Below are 15,163 nucleotides of genomic sequence, written 5' to 3'. Positions count from 1 at the left end.
ACTATCTGACGCAATCTGGCCAATTCATCAGACTTTTTGCTTCTCTTTAAGTCTCAACAGCTCTGTCAATTGTCGATTGACAGTCGCCAGTTTCTGATTCGAAGTCGATACCTCAAGGTTCAATCGCCTGTTTTCGTCTGCAAATTCTTTGCTTCTAAAGGCTTCTTCAATCGAATTCCGCAGTTCGTCTTCATTCCATGGCTTGATCAAAAACTTGTAGACCGAACCTTCATTCACGGCTTGGGTTACGGACTGCAATTCTGTGAATCCCGACAAGACAATACGAACCGTATTGGGATACAGGTCCTTCACGGTCTTTAAAAACTCAACGCCGGTCATTCCGGGCATTCGTTGGTCGGAAATGATGACGTCGACAACGTGCTCGGCTAGCACATCCAGTCCAGCTTGCCCACTATTGGCTGTCAATATCCGCAAATCTGTGTGTCTGAACAGGCGCTGTAGCGCGTTGGTAATATTGGGTTCGTCGTCCACCAAAAGTAGGGTTCGTTTCGGTCTCTCGAAGCGCAGCAGTTCGTCAGGCAAACGCTTGTTCTGCGCAAGAAGGTCGCTGATATCCCCCGCACCCATGGGTTTGCTGAACAAATACCCTTGGATTTCGTCGCACAGATTGTTTCGTAGCAGATCGCACTGTGCCGCAGTTTCAACGCCTTCCGCGATCACTCGGATACCCAAACTGTGCGCCATTGAGATGATCGCCTTGATTATGGTGACACACTCGACGGTAGCGCTCTCTCGCACAAATGACTGGTCGATTTTCAGCAAGTCGATGGGAAAGCGCGTCAGGTAAGCTAGGCTTGAGTAACCCGTTCCAAAGTCGTCAATCGACATTTGCAAGCCAAGAGATTTCAGACGATGCAGAAGGCCCACAGATTGCTCGACGTCATCCATGACCAGACTCTCGGTCAGTTCAATTTCAAAGTACTCTGGCTCAAGGGCCGTGTCGGCCAGGACGGACGCAATATATTCAACCAAGTCGGGTTGCGCAAACTGTCGGACCGATAGATTTACCGCCATGCGGATTTTTCCGAGCCCCTCCCGTTGCCAAGCCATGCTCTGCTCACAGGCGGCCCGGATCACCCAGGCACCGATGGGTACGATCAATCCGGTTTCTTCGGCCACCCCAATGAAGTTCGCCGGTGCCACCAAACCCCGCTCTGGATGATTCCATCGGATCAGGGCTTCCACGCCAATCACGCAACCACTGCATAAATCAACTTGCGGCTGGTAATGCAAAACAAACTCTTGGCGTTCGATTGCCAACCGAAGTTGGCTCTGCAATGCGAGTCTGGATTCGATTTGGGCGCGTTGTTCCGGTTGGAAAAATTGAAACTTATTGCGTCCGGTTTGTTTTGCGTTTCCCATCGCAGCACTGGCCGCTCTCAACAGAGTCTCGCTATCTCCACCATCTTGTGGAAACAGGCTTACGCCGATACTGCAGGTTACTTGCAATTCCTGGCCCAACAACGTGATCATATTCGAAACGGACTTTAGAACTCGCTCCAATAATTCGACAAGCTGTCCATCAATATCCTTGGCCAATATCGCGGATATCCGATGTAGGTTGTTCCCGACTTCCGGTGACATCGTTAATGCAATTGCAAACACATCGTCACCCAATCTCGCTACGGTATCGCTTTCCCGTACGCAGACACTCAATCGGCCACTGATGATTCTCAACAATTCATTGCTGGCGCTATTGCCCAGACTATCGTCAATTGCTTTGAAATGATCGAGTCCCAACACAAGGACCACAACACTTTGCATTTGTCGCTGTGCGCTGGCAATTACCTGCGTGAGGCGATCTAATAAAAGACCACGCTTTGCAAGTCCTGTCAAATCGTCGAAATTGATCAATCTTGTTAATTGCGATTCGGCCGCCCGCCGCGCCTCAAGTTCGCTGAACAGGGCCCTGTTCTGCTCCAACATTTCCTGTGACGCAATCTCCAGAGACCGCTCTATCATGGCGCGATCATTGTCAGCCTCGTCGTAAAACTTGTTAATTTCAGCCAGCAGGGGGGCAATCTCCACAGGAAGATCCTCCACCATCCCGAAGTAACGCTTAATTTGGCGAAGGAGCAGGCGATGCATCGATCAGTCTTCAAGAAAGGTTGTGATGGTCATCGTTTGATTGTGAAGTTCGCAGCTATCTCCTGCCATGTGCGGAGAAATTTCACCATAGGAATAAAAGCCGGCCAGCATGGTGTCGTCACCCAAGACTTCCCGCACCCCTTCAATTTCTTCGTCAATTCTCTGCTTAAGAACCAACTTACGCCCCACGCAGCTCACGAGTAAGGCCAGTCGGGCAGACTTGTTGTGCAAGGTTAGTGTACTTAGTCTTGCAGCTTGTGACGCTCCGTCGATCAAGCGGTCGAAGTTGGCTTTCATCAGACGCACATGCCCGCCTTCTGGCATGTCGCCTGCGAACGTCATGCTATTGTTTGCCTCGTCAATGCCGAGAATGGTCCGCACCACGCCGCCATTGGATTGAGGCGCAACTCCACTACTTTCCGGATAGCGTAGAGCCAAGGGAAACTGTAGCCCAGTTGCCGGTAGCCCAGCCGCTTGATCGCCCAAGTAGCGCTTATAGAGCGCCAATGCCGGTTGGCGGTCTAAGTCGAACAAGACGTTGCCTTCCGAACGTGTAATCTGGCGTTCAGGGCCAAATGGGTCCCAACCACCCAAAGACCCGTAGCCTATTTTGATGCTTTGACCATATAGACCCACCGCAACAACTTGGCCATCGGTTGGAACGTCATTGGCGCACACCAATGTTTTTTGGAAATTTGCACCGTCGGCCGCCAATCCGCCTGTCACTTCGACCATTGGTGGAAGACTGTCTTTCATTCCACGCACCAGTGCAGTTCCGTTGACTCTCAGTCCATCCGAGAACACCAATACATGAGCCAAGTCCAACGACGGCAAGGACTTTGCCAACCGCTGGCCCGTCGCGTAACTTTGAGACGATGCCTGAATAGTTGCCTTGGCGAGCTGTAGCCCTGTGCGCTCGAAGTTCACCACTGTTACCACCAGAGTGTCGTCCCGCACATATGCGCCTTCAATCTCGCCAGCAGTGGAGCAGCCCACGATCATTGCGTCTGGGAACGCGTCACGAATCGCAAAGAAATTAGCGCTGTTGTCGAGCAATGTCGTACTGCCAAAAACCATGACGAGCTGGCTGGCGAGGCATGGGGTTGGGTTCTCAAAGTGCGGAAGAGAGCCGACAGTAAAAACATTTTGTGAAATATTCATAGTTCGCCCTATTTTTGTCAACTGCAACGATACGCCCTCGCGAACGAGAAAGCATCCGATTTTTTGCTAGTCTGTTGATTTCCGTTGAAATCTGACCCACTTTCGAGCAAATATTTCCAGCCAAATTTGATCCACGTTGGCCCTACCCTGCTAGTTTTTAAAGCAGGGGGAATTTAGGAGTGATAGACGTGGCGACATTGAATGTCATCAGGCGTTGGGCACTACGGGAACATATGTCCATCCGCGAAATATCCAGGCGTACAGGCCTGGCTCGCAACACCGTAAAGAAGTACCTCAGCTCAGAGGAAATTGAGCCTGCCTACCCCAGGCGGGTTAGCTCAAAGAAGCTGGATTCCTATGCCGAAAAGCTGGCCGGCTGGCTGGAATTGGAGGCAACAAAATCTCGGAAACAGCGGCGCAATTTGAAGCAGATCTACACAATAACAGCCCATTTGCTTAATGAGATCACGAAATAGCCCGCATTTCGGTCCATTGTGCGACGCAACGTACTTGTATAAATGGTAATTGCTTGCCTTGCCTTGCTTTTATGGCTTTTCGGTATCTGGCTGTTCGTCTGAGGGATGTCCCGTCTTTAGTGCGAACATGGCGTCTGAGGAGTCGCGCGTTACGACATAGCCACCCTGTAGCGGCATTCTGTTGCGTGAAGGTCTGCAACCTGAGTTTGGTCAATACAAGAGGGAAGCTGGACGAATTTGGCACTCACAGCTAGATTCCCAAATTACGGAGATTTGTTGTGGGTGCCGTTGAAGAAATATACATCTCGAATTTAAAGATGCGGTTCCGCCCGGGCTTGAACTATTTGCTGGGCGAGCAAAAGCATATGCGAATTCGCACAAGTCAATTCCTCCTTGCTGCGATGTTAATGCTGGCATGCATCGGCGTGGTCTATTTCATGCGTGCTGTGGGCATCCAAGGCATGCACGATATTGACACTTGGGCTATTATTTCCAGTGTTGGGCTGGTCGTGATATACGCGCTGATCCGCAGCGGCATATCTCTACGCATGACGGACCCTTCCCTCGCATATGTGCAAATGCTCTACGCCATTGCCTGTGATGCGGTCGCTTTCATCGTCACCGGCCATGGCCGTGGTGTAACGCTGCCCATTTTGTCGGTGATTTTGATGTTTGGGATGTTCGGTCTGTCCATGCGTCAGGTGGTGCTGGTTGCGGTATATGGCTTAGCTCTGTTTGGCGTCGCTGCATGGTATTCGTTGCTGCATTCAAGTACAGACGAGACAGCAGGACTCTTTGTCGCGTATGTTTTCATGCTGTTCGTAGTGCTGTCTGCCACCACTTTTTTAACGTGGCGTTTGCAGCAAATGAGCACCCATATGCGGAAGCAAAAAAATCAATTGGCTTTAGCCTTTGACAAGATACAACAAATTGCCACTCGCGACGAACTCACTGGAGTGCCCAACCGCCGCTTTATGCTGGAAAAATTTCGTGATGAATCACTGCGCGCACAACGCTCATCATCGCCACTGCTTTTAGCCATGCTCGATATTGATCATTTCAAGCGGGTGAACGACCAGTATGGACACCTAGAAGGCGATCGCGCTCTGCAAATGTTCACGTCCGTGGTGCAAAACAATATCCGCACCAATGACGCGCTGGCGCGTTGGGGAGGAGAAGAATTCGTGGTCTTGCTCACTGACACGGATGTGTCTGTTGGCGAGGTCTGCTTGGAAAGAATCCGCACCAAAGTAGCCGAGATGGAGATGTTTGTTAGCAACAATTCCATGCGATTAACAGTCTCAATAGGTGTAACCCCTTATAGCAACGGAGAGATTGTAGAAAAGACCTTGGCGCGTGCAGACGCCGCGTTATATGAGGCCAAAGCCCGGGGTCGCAATCAGGTCGTGTGGGTTGCCCCGTCTCAATAGTAATGGAATGGGCCTCTCGCAAAGAGTTGACTATTTATTAAACACGGGTTCAGGCGCTCAGAAACTCGTCTGTGTCTCATTCGCATTTAGGTTGCGGGACGTGGTTCAAGAAATGCTGGGAGGCAGTCACAAGTTCGAGCTCCGGTCACGTGATAAGGTGCAGAATTCTGAATAACAATTCCATGTCTGAGGTGGATAAATAAGAATGCAGGCACACGCGCCCACTGACAAGCCCGGTGAGTCGATTGGAGCAATCGACTCACCTGTAGGAACTTTGGGCGCTTCGCAGCCAGTTGCCGTTGCCACCCTTAAGAGAGTATCTGCGGCTGTAGGGGGGGTAATCTTTCTGAGCTTGGCAGCTATGCTGTTTTTACTGATGCACATGGGGGATAGCCACGACGAGCTGGCTGCCGCAGACTCACAGCGGCAGTTCAACAGTCTGCTTGAGTTGCAATCCCGTCAGTTGGCCACTCAAACACTGGATTATTCGAATTGGGACGAAGCCATTGATGCCCTATTAGTTAGGGGAGATCCAAAATGGTGGGCTGCGAACGCGGGTGACTACGCAGTCAACACCTTTGGGCTTTCTTTTAGCCTTGTGATTGATGGCGGCGATGCCATGGTCTTTGGTGCGCAAGCAAATAAAGAGCCCGTAGACTTTGCAGTCTTCAGAGACGAACCGTCCATACAGGCATTGCTTCGTTCTGCCCGTAGTCGGCCAATTCAAGGCAAAGCGACTCTGGTCGCCGCAACCGGTTTGGTAAGGCTTCAGGGACAAGTGCATTCAGTGGCCGCCGTCCGCTTTCGCCCGGAAACGCCGGCATCCAAGCCCAATCCAGCTCCAGAGACATTGCTTTTGTTCGGAAGATCCGTGTCGGACTCAGTGTTGCCCATCACCGCCGAAGTGATGGGGTTAGCCCAGCTCCGACTTGGTCCTGAGTCTGCATCGGGCGATGTTGCAGTCCTATTGGCCTTGGCAGATGGCGAGCCCGCTGGGGCAGTGACCTGGCCCTCCCCAACTCCGGGGAGGAAGATGGTGGCTTCTGCGCTTCCTTGGATAGCGGGGCTTTTTCTGCTGGTACTGGTGGCCCTGGTCTACGCGGCATTGCGCACGCAGCACCTCACCCGCGAAATCTTGGCTGAGTCACAACTGCGCCAATTGCTAGCAGAGCGCAATCGCTCAATTCTTGACGCGGCGGATGACGGCATCATCGGCATAGACAGCCATAGCCGAGTGAGTTTTGTGAACCCCGCAGCCATGCAGATTCTCCGGCTACCGGAATCCGCCTTATATGGCCTGGAGTTGCGTCAGGTTCTGCAACCTCACACATTCAACACACTACAGGAAGCTCTAGCGAGTGGGAAGGCTTGGAGCGGCCCGTCAGAGGTGTTAAGCGATAGCACGGGAAGAACGTTTCCTGCCGAGCTGTCCATCACGATGGTACGTCATAACGATGTGATAGACGGTGCAGTCGTAGTTTTTAAGGACATCACTGAACGCAAATCCTTCGAAGATCAAATTCATCATCGGGCCAACTTCGACTCACTCACGGGCGCTCCCAACCGCAATCTGCTGAACGATCTCCTGGTCAAAGATATTCTGCTGGCCCAGAAAAATGGAACTTCTGGTGCCGTGATGTTGATCGATATTGACCGCTTCAAGAAGGTCAATGACTCGATGGGACATGAAGCCGGAGACTTGTTATTGCAGCAAACCTACGATCGGTTGCGCAAGAGTGTAGGAGAGTCTGATACCGTCGCTCGGCTGGGTGGTGACGAGTTCGTTGTGCTTTTGCCGCATGTTCGCAGCCCAGTGTCTGCAATACAAGTCGCCAAGATCCTGCTCGCCGCACTGAGCGAAGGTTTTGACCTTCTTGGACATTCTGTATGGACAGGTGGCAGCCTCGGCATCGCGTTCTATCCCGGCAATGGCGAGACCCCTGCTGATTTGCTTCGCCATGCCGAGATGTCAATGTACAAGGCCAAACAGGAGGGGCGCAACAACTACCAGTTTTATGAGCAGGCTATGGCTGAACACATTCAGGCGTATCGTTCATTGGAGGTCAATCTGCGGCAAGCGTTGGCGCGACATCAGTTGTTGTTGTACTACCAACCCATCCTGGAATTGAAGACCAAGCGTCTTTCACACATGGAGGCTCTCGCACGTTGGCGGGATCCTGAGCGAGGTTTGATCAGTCCTGACGCTTTCATACCTTTGGCTGAGGAGACAGGCTTAATTGTTGATATCGGGATTTGGGTGTTGGACGAAGGATGTCGCCAGTTGGCTGCGTGGCATGCACAGGGTCTAGACGAAGGCATTGGCATTGCAATCAATGTCTCAGGGCGCCAAGTGCCGCGTGGACTATCTGTGGAGACCGTAGCGACCACCTTAGCTCGGCACAATATGGCCGGAAAGCTGCTCAGTTTCGAGATCACGGAGTCGGTGCTTTTCGACAGATCTCCGGCTGTCATGGAGTGGCTCCAAGGGATTCGCGAGTTGGGAATCAAGTTGATGATCGACGACTTCGGGACTGGCTACTCCTCGCTGAGCTACCTGAAGCACTTTCGCACGGGTGCTCTCAAGATCGACAAAAGCTTTATCGCTGGTGTAGTTGACGAGATTGAGGATCAGTCGCTGGTTCTTGCCATCCTTGCCATGGCCCACAGCTTGGATCTGCCAGTTGTCGCCGAAGGTGTAGAGACTCAAGCCCAGGCAGCCTGGTTGAGAGAACATGGTTGCGATTACGCTCAAGGGTATTTGTTTGGTAAACCAATATCGGCGAGCGACACGTGGTCCTATTTGGAAGTCAACACGCGGAAATTGGCGGATTAACTAAGTTGACCATAGCAAGCTTGCTTTTGTCACCGCTGCAACGGACTATTCGAGCGTAGCATTGATCATTACGACTCTGAACCGTTCCACCTCAGCTGAACTGGTCGCCATACTGCAGTTAGAAAAAGAAGACCGTGTTCAATGCAAGGAGCATGGTTGCGCACGGCGTGTACCGCGCCATTCATGTTGGCGACGACAGCGGTAACCTAGCGCCGCTTTCGTTGGCGGATTCAACCGGTCGATGCAACGCATTCGCTGAACATCTCAGCGGGCGTTTGGAAGCCGAGCGTTTTGCGCGGCCTCTCATTCAATTGTCTGGCAATTGCATTGAGTTGAACTTGTGAGAAACCCGAGAGGTCCATCCCCTTGGGCATGTACTGCCTGAGTAACCCATTCGTGTTCTCGTTGCTTCCGCGTTGCCATGGGCTTTGCGGATCGCAGAAGTAGACCTGGATGTCGGTGGCCACCGTGAACTTCTTGTGCGCGTGCATCTCAGTACCTCTATCCCAGGTCAGTGACTTGTAGAGCTCCTGCGGGAGCTTGCGGGCGTTCTTGATGAGTGCGTTGACCACCGTCTGCGAGTCTTTGCCATCCAGCTTCACCAACATCACGTACCGCGTCTGACGCTCAACCAGTGTCGCGATCTGGCTGTTACCGCTACCGAAGACCAAGTCCCCTTCCCAGTGACCAGGTACTGCTCGATCCTCAATGCCGGGTGGCCGCTCGCTGATCGAAACAGCATCAATGATCTGTCCGTGGATTGCTGTCTTCTGCGTGTAGTGACGAGACCTGCGCATGCCACGAGTGCGCCTCAGATGAGCCAGAAGCTCCTTCTTCAAGGCACCACGTGCTTGGATGAACAGGCTGCGGTAAATGGTCGCGTGTGACACGTGATGGCTTTCGTCGCACGGATAAGTATGCTTGAGCCAGCCTGCGATCTGTTCCGGAGACCAGAGCATCCGTAGCTTGTCAGCCACGATGCGGGCCAAGGCACGGTTCTCGCGCAGTTTGCAGCGCTTGGGGCGTCGCGCACGACCCCAGGTCGCTTCGTCAGCCTGGCTGGCACGGTAGTCCTCGCGGCCGCCATTGCGCTTGATTTCTCGACTGATCGTTGATGGTGCTCGGCTGAGTCGGCAGGCAATCGATCGAATTGACTCACCCTTGACCAGCGCCCTTGAGATTTCCTCGCGCTCTGCCAATGTCAATGCGGTCGATGCGCGTGATCGCTCCGCTGGCCGGAATCCACCTGTCTCCGCAAGTATTCGGTGAATCGAGGTGTGTGGTCGATCGAAGAGCTTGCCGATCTCATGCAGCGTGGCGCCTTGCTTCCAGCGCTCCCACATCAACGCTTTCTGGCTATCTGAATAGTAGATCCGTGGTCGCCGTTTCATTTGCAACACTCCTTCCGCCTATGCGGTGGTTAGTGTGTTGCATCGACCGGTTGAATCCGCCTTCCTAAGCAGCATTACTTTGAAAGTTGGCGCCGCACGTCCGTGACCATCGCCCCTACGGCACTTACTGCGGCACGTAGTTGAATTTCAGTGCATTTGAACTCTGTGCACCGAAGCCCCAAGGCTCGTTTACGTTCACGCGGGAACGGTCTTGAGGATCGCGTTACTTCAAGTCGTCAGCCAGAGCATCTCCTTGAATAGTTTCGGTGAGCTGCTTTGGCTCCGTCGAATGCTCCTATAAGGTAGGTAGATATGGGCGTTTAGCTATCCCCCAAACGGCTGAATTTGCAGACGGTCATCCGTTCAGTTCACCGACTAGATTCACCCGTTTGGGGGATATGCAGACCCCACTGGCACGTCAGACTCGCCGAGGTGATTTGAACAGCCACATAGATGGATGATTGCTGGACTGAGACCACGCAGAACGTGGGAGTGTTTTGGTGAGGCCCATGAAGAAACTCGTGTTATTCGCACTCCTGATCGTGTCCAGCCTCGCATTGGCGCACTCCGGCGGGACCGACAAGACGGTTGTCACAGTGATCGAAAAGCAGGAACCCGGCAACGCCATTGAACGGCCCTGTTGCGTGGTGACGAGCTGCGTAAGTGTCGCTGCCGTCGCACGTGGCTTGCTAATAGTGGCGACACTTGAAAAAAAGGAACATAGACACTATAGATAGTGTCTTGCCTTAATAAAAAACACCATATATAGTGGATTTAAAGTTTCTCGCTGATTAAGCTGTATACGGCAAGTAATTCAAAACAAACATCACCTTCTGTGGCGTCCCTTGCAGGCAAGATGCTCCAAAGCGGCAATGCTTCCCAAGTGCAAAAGCAGCTTGCCGCCTCCGCGTTGGCTCAAGCACACACCGGTTTGGCAAGGGGTGGGCCGACTGCGATCTCCGCGGCCGCGAAGAAAATGAACGCCACCAATCGTGAAATGACGAAGCTGGAAAAAGAGTTTGCTTTGATGGAGGCCGCAGCTACTGAGACACGCTTGTTGTACACGTGAGATCACGGATTCCTAACACGCGCATTTAATAATATAGTGCGTACCTCAACTTGCTTTGGTCGCTGCCCTTGGATTGCAACGCCTTGACTTGAAATAAGCATCCTTGGAAGTGTCATGCCTTTGGCATGAAGGGCTTAGAACAAGCACATAGACCAGCTCCGCGAGAGCGCCGATCGCAAATGCAAATGCGCATTTATGTGCAACCGGCTTCATAGACTTAATTTCAAACAATGGGCCGCTAGTTCAGCCATTTTGGCTTTGCGGCATGCATATGTATCGCTGGATAAGTGATTGAAAATATCCATCGTGACAATCAAGAATTCCTGGCAGTGCAGCTCAAGCGCTCAGTGCATCTACAAGTGCAGGAGTTAAGTCTTCTAAGCTCACTATTTGGACATGTGCCAGGGCAATGCTGGCCGGGTCCAGCGGAAACTCGGGGCAGGGCGCGGCAATGGCCCACATGCCTGCTGCGCGCAGGGCCCGCAGGCCGCTGGGCGCGTCTTCAATACCTACGGCGTGCTCGCCTGTAGTGCCCAGGCGCTGCAGGCTGCGCAGGTAAATCTCAGGGTGGGGTTTGCCGTGCTGCACATCGTCGCCGCACAAGATGCTCTGGAAGTGTTTGCCAAAGCCGGTGCTAGCCATCGCGCACTCCACCAACACGCGTGGCGAACCCGAGGCTAGCGCCACCGGGTAGCGCGCGGCCAGCGCCTGCAGCGCCGCTGCCGCACCGGGGCGCTGCGGCAGGTCTAGGGCAAAGGCCTGCAGTACGCGTTGCACGATCTCCTGTGCCAGCTCGGCCGCACTCAGGTGGGTGATCTGCAGGCGCGCCCGCATGCGCGCGGACCAGTCGGGCGTGCTGCGGCCCAGCAGGTCTATCTGGTCGGCTTCGGTCCACTGCTGGCCGCGCTCGGCGGCGTAGTCCGCGCGCACGCGGCGCCAGATGACCTCAGAGTCGATCAGTACACCGTCCATGTCAAACACCACGGCCCGCACCGGGCCGCGCAGAGGGTTAAGCGGGTTCAAGCAATTCCTTGTCTTCGGGGGGCTCCAATCGAAACACGGCCACCACATCCATCAGCCGGCCGGCCTGCTGGGTCAAGCTGGCGGCCGCCGCACTGGCCTGCTCCACCAGGGCTGCATTTTGTTGCGTGGCCTCGTCCAGTTGGGTCACTGCCTGGCTGATCTGTTCGATGCCGGTGCGCTGCTCGGTGGAGGTGGTCAAGATCTCCCCGACCAGCCCTGTGACCTTGCGCACCTGCGCGCGGATGTCCTGCATGCCCTGGCCGGCCTCGCCCACCAGGCGGGAGCCGTGGCGCACGGTCTGCGCGCTGTCGGTGATCAGCAGCGTGATTTCCTTGGCCGCATTGGCACTGCGCTGCGCCAGGCCGCGCACTTCAGAAGCCACCACGGCAAAGCCGCGGCCTTGTTCGCCGGCGCGTGCGGCTTCCACCGCGGCATTCAACGCCAGGATGTTGGTTTGGAACGCAATGCCGTCGATGACGCCAGTGATCTCGGAAATACGGTCACTGCTTTTCTGGATGCCCTGCATCGTGTCCACTACCTGGCCCACCACGGCAGCGCCTCGGTCGGCGGCCAGGCTGGCCTCGGTGGCCAGTTGGGCCACCTGCTGCGCGGTTTCGGCGCTGTGCTGCACAGTGGCGGTGAGTTGCTGCATGGACGCCGATGTTTCTTCGAGGTTGGCGGCCTGGGCTTCCGTGCGGTTGGACAGGTCCAGATTGCCCGCCGCAATCTCACCGGAGGCACTGGCCACCGAGGCACTGCTGGCGCGAATGTCCTGCACGATGTGGCGCAAGCTGTCCTGCAGGGTGGACAGGGCGCGCAGCATCTCGGCCAGCTCGTCCTTACCGCGGATAGCAATAGAGGTGTCCAGCTGCCCCTGTGCCATGCGGCACATGGCGCCCACCGCGTCGCGCAGTGGGACGACCACGCCGCGTGTCAGCCGCCACGACAGCAGGGCGCCTAGCACCAGCGCTGCGGCCGCGGTCAGGGCCAGCACGCGTTGGCCGGTGCCATAGGTGGCGTTGCCGCGTTCTTCGGCCTCGCGCGAGCGCTGCAAATTCAGCGCCTTGAGTTCGTCCATCTGGGCCAGTACGGCGCCGAAGGCCGCAAAGGCATCACCGTAAATCGCATCGAGCAGTTGGGGCACGATGGTGCTGGGCGCGGCGTCCACGCCTTCGGCAGGCGCCTCTTCGCTTTGGGCCAGCGTTTCGATCTGCTTGGAGAGTTGCTCGTAGGCTTGCAGCTTGCTGCCCAGGGCTTGCCAAAGCGCACGATCCTGCTCGCCCTGCAGCCGGTCTTGGCCATAGGTTTCGTACAGGGTTTGCAGCAGGCTGCGCGTGTCCACGATGGCGCTGACGATGCGCTTGCGGGCGTAGGCATCGGGCGCACTGGCCAGCCGGATCTGGTTGCGGCGCACTTCCTCCACATCGGTGCGCATGTCCCCCACCAGCAGCATGGACGGCAGGGTGTTGGCCGTCACATCGCGGAAGTCCGCCTGCATGACGCGCAGCTGCAGCCCACCCACGGCCGCGGCGGTGATCGCCAGGGCCAGGAGCAGGGCGAAGCCCGCCGTCAGGCGCGTGCCGACGCGCATGGCTTAGGCGCGGCCGTGGGACACGCGGGATTGCCGTGCCAGCGAGTCCACGATGACGGCCACCGCTAGCACGCCGCCGGTAATCATGTAGCGCAGCGAGGACGACAGGTCCAGTAGCGTGAGCCCGCTGGATATGGACTGGATCACGATGATGCCCAAGAGTGCGGAGTACGCACTGCCACGGCCACCGAACAGGCTGGTGCCACCGATGACGGCGGCCGCAATGGCGTTCAGGTTCACATCGCCCGTGCCGGCCTGTTGGCTGGCCGACGCCAGGCGGGCCGAGGCCAGCACGCCGCCAAAAGCTGCCAGCACGGCGCACAGCACAAAGGCGCTGGAGTAGATACGTCGCACGTTGATACCGGCGCGGCGTGCGGCTTCACGGTTGCCACCCACGGCGTTGACCATGCGGCCCCACTGGGTGCGCGTCAGCGCGTAGTTCAGGCCCACCACCAGGCCCACGAAGATGCCAAACATCCAGGGAATGCCGCGATCCTGGTAGAAGTAGACGGCGATCAACTCCAGCACGACGGTGAAGGAAACCGTGCGCAGCAGCAAGCCGCTCAGCGATTCGGTGGACAGGCCCGCACTGCGGCGGCGCGCCGCGGTGCGAAAGCCCGTCACAAACATCATCACGCCAGCCAGCGCCACCACGCCATAGGCAAACACGGCGGGCATGAACAGCGACTGGCCCAGGTCTACCAACGGGGATTCATAAGGCAGGTTGATGGAGCCGGTGCCGCCCAGCAGGTACAGCTGGCCACCCAGGATAGCCAGCAGGCCTGCCAGGGTGGAGACAAAACTGGGCATGCCAAAGCGATTGAACAGCTGCGCATAGACCAGGCCGATGAGGGCGCCGCTGGCCACCGCGGCGGCAATGGCCAGGCTCACGGGCCAGCCATGGTTGACCCACAGCACGCCCACGATCGCCGAGGAAAAACCGCTGACCGAGCCGACCGACAGGTCAATCTCGCCCACCATCAGAATGCAGACAATGCCCAGCGAGATCACGCCGATGGTGGACGCGTCGAACAGCATGTTGATCAGGTTGGTGCTGGACAGGAAGATGGGGTTGATGCTCTGGAAGATGGTCCAGATGATGGCCAGCCCGACGATGACGGGGAGCGAGCCCAGGTCGCCCGCGCGCACGCGGTCCAGGAAGGTGCGGATGGCACCGGCGATGCCGCTGTCGACCTTGTAGCGTTCGTCGCTGCGGTCCAGCAACGGGGTGGCGGGAGCAGGGGTGTGGTTTGCGCTTGTCATGTTCTTATGCCGTCTGGTTGAGTTGGGCCTGGCGCCGTCCCGATCGGCGCGAGACGGAGTTGTCCGATGCGCCGGTGATGGCGCTGACCAGTTCCTGGTTGGAAGCGTCGGGGGCAAAGACACCGTTGTTCTTGCCCAGGCGCAGCACCACAATGCGGTCGGCCACGGCGCGTACGTCTTCCATGTTGTGGCTGATCATCACCACGCCCAGGCCCTTGTCGCGCACGCGTTCGATCAGGTTCAGCACCTCGGCGGTCTGGGCCACGCCCAGTGCGGCGGTGGGTTCGTCCAGCAGGATGAGTTTGGGTTCCAGTAATAGGGAGCGTGCAATGGCCACGGTTTGGCGCTGACCGCCCGAGAGCGAGGCCACGGGTATGCGCACGCTGGGGATGCGGGCCGAAAGCTCGTTGAGCAGCTTCCAGGCCTTGACCTCCATGCTCACTTCGTCCAGGTGCAGCGGTTGCAGCTCCTTGCCGAGAAAGATGTTGGCCACCACGTCCAGGTTCTCGCACAGCGCGAGGTCCTGGAACACCGTGGCGATACCCAGTGCCAGTGAGGCACCCGGGTCCTCCAGCGTCACCGGTTGGCCACAGAAGGTCATGGTGCCTTCGGTGGGCTGGTGCACACCGGACAGGATCTTGACCAGGGTGGATTTGCCGGCACCGTTGTCGCCCACCAAGGCAACGACCTCTCCCGCATGGACGTCGAGATCGATATCGGTCAGTGCCGCCACGGCGCCAAAGCGCTTGGAGACACCGCGAAGACTGAGAACAAGTTCGCGTGCGGAAGCAGGCTGTTGCATTGATGGAGCGGTCAT

Annotated in this window: 11 protein-coding genes and 1 pseudogene; 4 read left to right on the top strand and 8 right to left on the bottom strand. The window is 56.3% G+C overall.

The genetic code is table 11. From position 1 onward, the window contains the following. Window positions 1–27: 27 nt before the first annotated feature. The gene (locus tag AC097R_RS17795) at window positions 28–2,109 is read right to left on the bottom strand and encodes an EAL domain-containing protein (protein ID WP_479599523.1); all 2,082 of its coding nucleotides are present in this window, start codon (window positions 2,107–2,109) and stop codon (window positions 28–30) included. A gap of 3 nt (window positions 2,110–2,112) precedes the next feature. Continuing rightward, on the bottom strand, window positions 2,113–3,270 hold the full coding sequence (locus AC097R_RS17790; protein WP_479599522.1) for an FIST signal transduction protein: 1,158 nt from the start codon (window positions 3,268–3,270) through the stop codon (window positions 2,113–2,115). Between the two features lie 179 nt (window positions 3,271–3,449). Between AC097R_RS17790 and AC097R_RS17785 the strand changes: the two are divergent. The 3 genes and pseudogenes from AC097R_RS17785 to AC097R_RS17775 form a co-directional block, all read left to right on the top strand. After that, window positions 3,450–3,707 (top strand): annotated as a pseudogene (locus AC097R_RS17785) (IS21 family transposase); the annotation flags it as partial. A 317-nt stretch (window positions 3,708–4,024) separates the two neighbouring features. Beyond that, window positions 4,025–5,176, top strand: coding sequence for a GGDEF domain-containing protein (locus tag AC097R_RS17780; RefSeq protein WP_479599521.1), 1,152 nt, complete (start codon window positions 4,025–4,027; stop codon window positions 5,174–5,176). Between the two features lie 361 nt (window positions 5,177–5,537). Then, the gene (locus AC097R_RS17775) at window positions 5,538–8,009 is read left to right on the top strand and encodes a bifunctional diguanylate cyclase/phosphodiesterase (protein ID WP_479599520.1); all 2,472 of its coding nucleotides are present in this window, start codon (window positions 5,538–5,540) and stop codon (window positions 8,007–8,009) included. A 230-nt stretch (window positions 8,010–8,239) separates the two neighbouring features. Here the strand turns inward: AC097R_RS17775 and AC097R_RS17770 are convergent, their stop codons facing one another. Together AC097R_RS17770 and AC097R_RS17765 are read right to left on the bottom strand one after the other, a co-directional pair. Continuing rightward, window positions 8,240–9,400, bottom strand: coding sequence for an IS30 family transposase (locus AC097R_RS17770; RefSeq protein WP_479599519.1), 1,161 nt, complete (start codon window positions 9,398–9,400; stop codon window positions 8,240–8,242). A gap of 74 nt (window positions 9,401–9,474) precedes the next feature. Continuing rightward, a complete protein-coding gene (locus AC097R_RS17765; RefSeq protein WP_479599518.1) occupies window positions 9,475–9,582 on the bottom strand; it encodes a DUF3606 domain-containing protein in 108 nt (35 codons plus the stop codon). Window positions 9,583–10,256: 674 nt separating this feature from the next. On the opposite strand from AC097R_RS17765, the gene AC097R_RS17760 reads away from it, so the two are divergent. Next, the gene (locus tag AC097R_RS17760; RefSeq protein WP_479599517.1) at window positions 10,257–10,469 is read left to right on the top strand and encodes a hypothetical protein; all 213 of its coding nucleotides are present in this window, start codon (window positions 10,257–10,259) and stop codon (window positions 10,467–10,469) included. 336 nt (window positions 10,470–10,805) lie between these two features. Here the strand turns inward: AC097R_RS17760 and AC097R_RS17755 are convergent, their stop codons facing one another. The 4 genes from AC097R_RS17755 to AC097R_RS17740 are packed head-to-tail and all read right to left on the bottom strand — an operon-like array spanning window position 10,806 to window position 15,163. Further along, a complete protein-coding gene (locus AC097R_RS17755) occupies window positions 10,806–11,492 on the bottom strand; it encodes an HAD family hydrolase (protein ID WP_479599516.1) in 687 nt (228 codons plus the stop codon). Beyond that, window positions 11,479–13,083, bottom strand: a complete 1,605-nt coding sequence (locus AC097R_RS17750; RefSeq protein WP_479599515.1) for a methyl-accepting chemotaxis protein — start codon at window positions 13,081–13,083, stop codon at window positions 11,479–11,481. Before AC097R_RS17750 ends, AC097R_RS17755 begins: the two co-directional genes overlap by 14 nt. A gap of 3 nt (window positions 13,084–13,086) precedes the next feature. Then, window positions 13,087–14,346: a sugar ABC transporter permease gene (locus tag AC097R_RS17745; protein WP_479599514.1), complete on the bottom strand. Its 1,260-nt coding sequence runs from the start codon at window positions 14,344–14,346 to the stop codon at window positions 13,087–13,089. 4 nt (window positions 14,347–14,350) lie between these two features. Next, the gene (locus AC097R_RS17740) at window positions 14,351–15,163 is read right to left on the bottom strand and encodes an ATP-binding cassette domain-containing protein (RefSeq protein WP_479599513.1); all 813 of its coding nucleotides are present in this window, start codon (window positions 15,161–15,163) and stop codon (window positions 14,351–14,353) included.

This window comes from Rhodoferax sp. ZS1R25, assembly GCF_056521335.1.
The sequence above is the reverse complement of the archived record's forward strand: the minus strand, read 5'-3'. Positions and strand labels throughout refer to the sequence as shown.

Coding starts and splice junctions, on each gene's coding strand:
- AC097R_RS17795 (WP_479599523.1), bottom strand. CDS start 2,109: ATGCATCGCCTGCTCCTTCGCCAAATTAAGCGTTACTTCGGGATGGTG.
- AC097R_RS17790 (WP_479599522.1), bottom strand. CDS start 3,270: ATGAATATTTCACAAAATGTTTTTACTGTCGGCTCTCTTCCGCACTTT.
- AC097R_RS17775 (WP_479599520.1), top strand. CDS start 5,538: ATGCTGTTTTTACTGATGCACATGGGGGATAGCCACGACGAGCTGGCT.
- AC097R_RS17770 (WP_479599519.1), bottom strand. CDS start 9,400: ATGAAACGGCGACCACGGATCTACTATTCAGATAGCCAGAAAGCGTTG.
- AC097R_RS17760 (WP_479599517.1), top strand. CDS start 10,257: ATGCTCCAAAGCGGCAATGCTTCCCAAGTGCAAAAGCAGCTTGCCGCC.
- AC097R_RS17750 (WP_479599515.1), bottom strand. CDS start 13,083: ATGCGCGTCGGCACGCGCCTGACGGCGGGCTTCGCCCTGCTCCTGGCC.
- AC097R_RS17745 (WP_479599514.1), bottom strand. CDS start 14,346: ATGACAAGCGCAAACCACACCCCTGCTCCCGCCACCCCGTTGCTGGAC.
- AC097R_RS17740 (WP_479599513.1), bottom strand. CDS start 15,163: ATGACCGCTCCATCAATGCAACAGCCTGCTTCCGCACGCGAACTTGTT.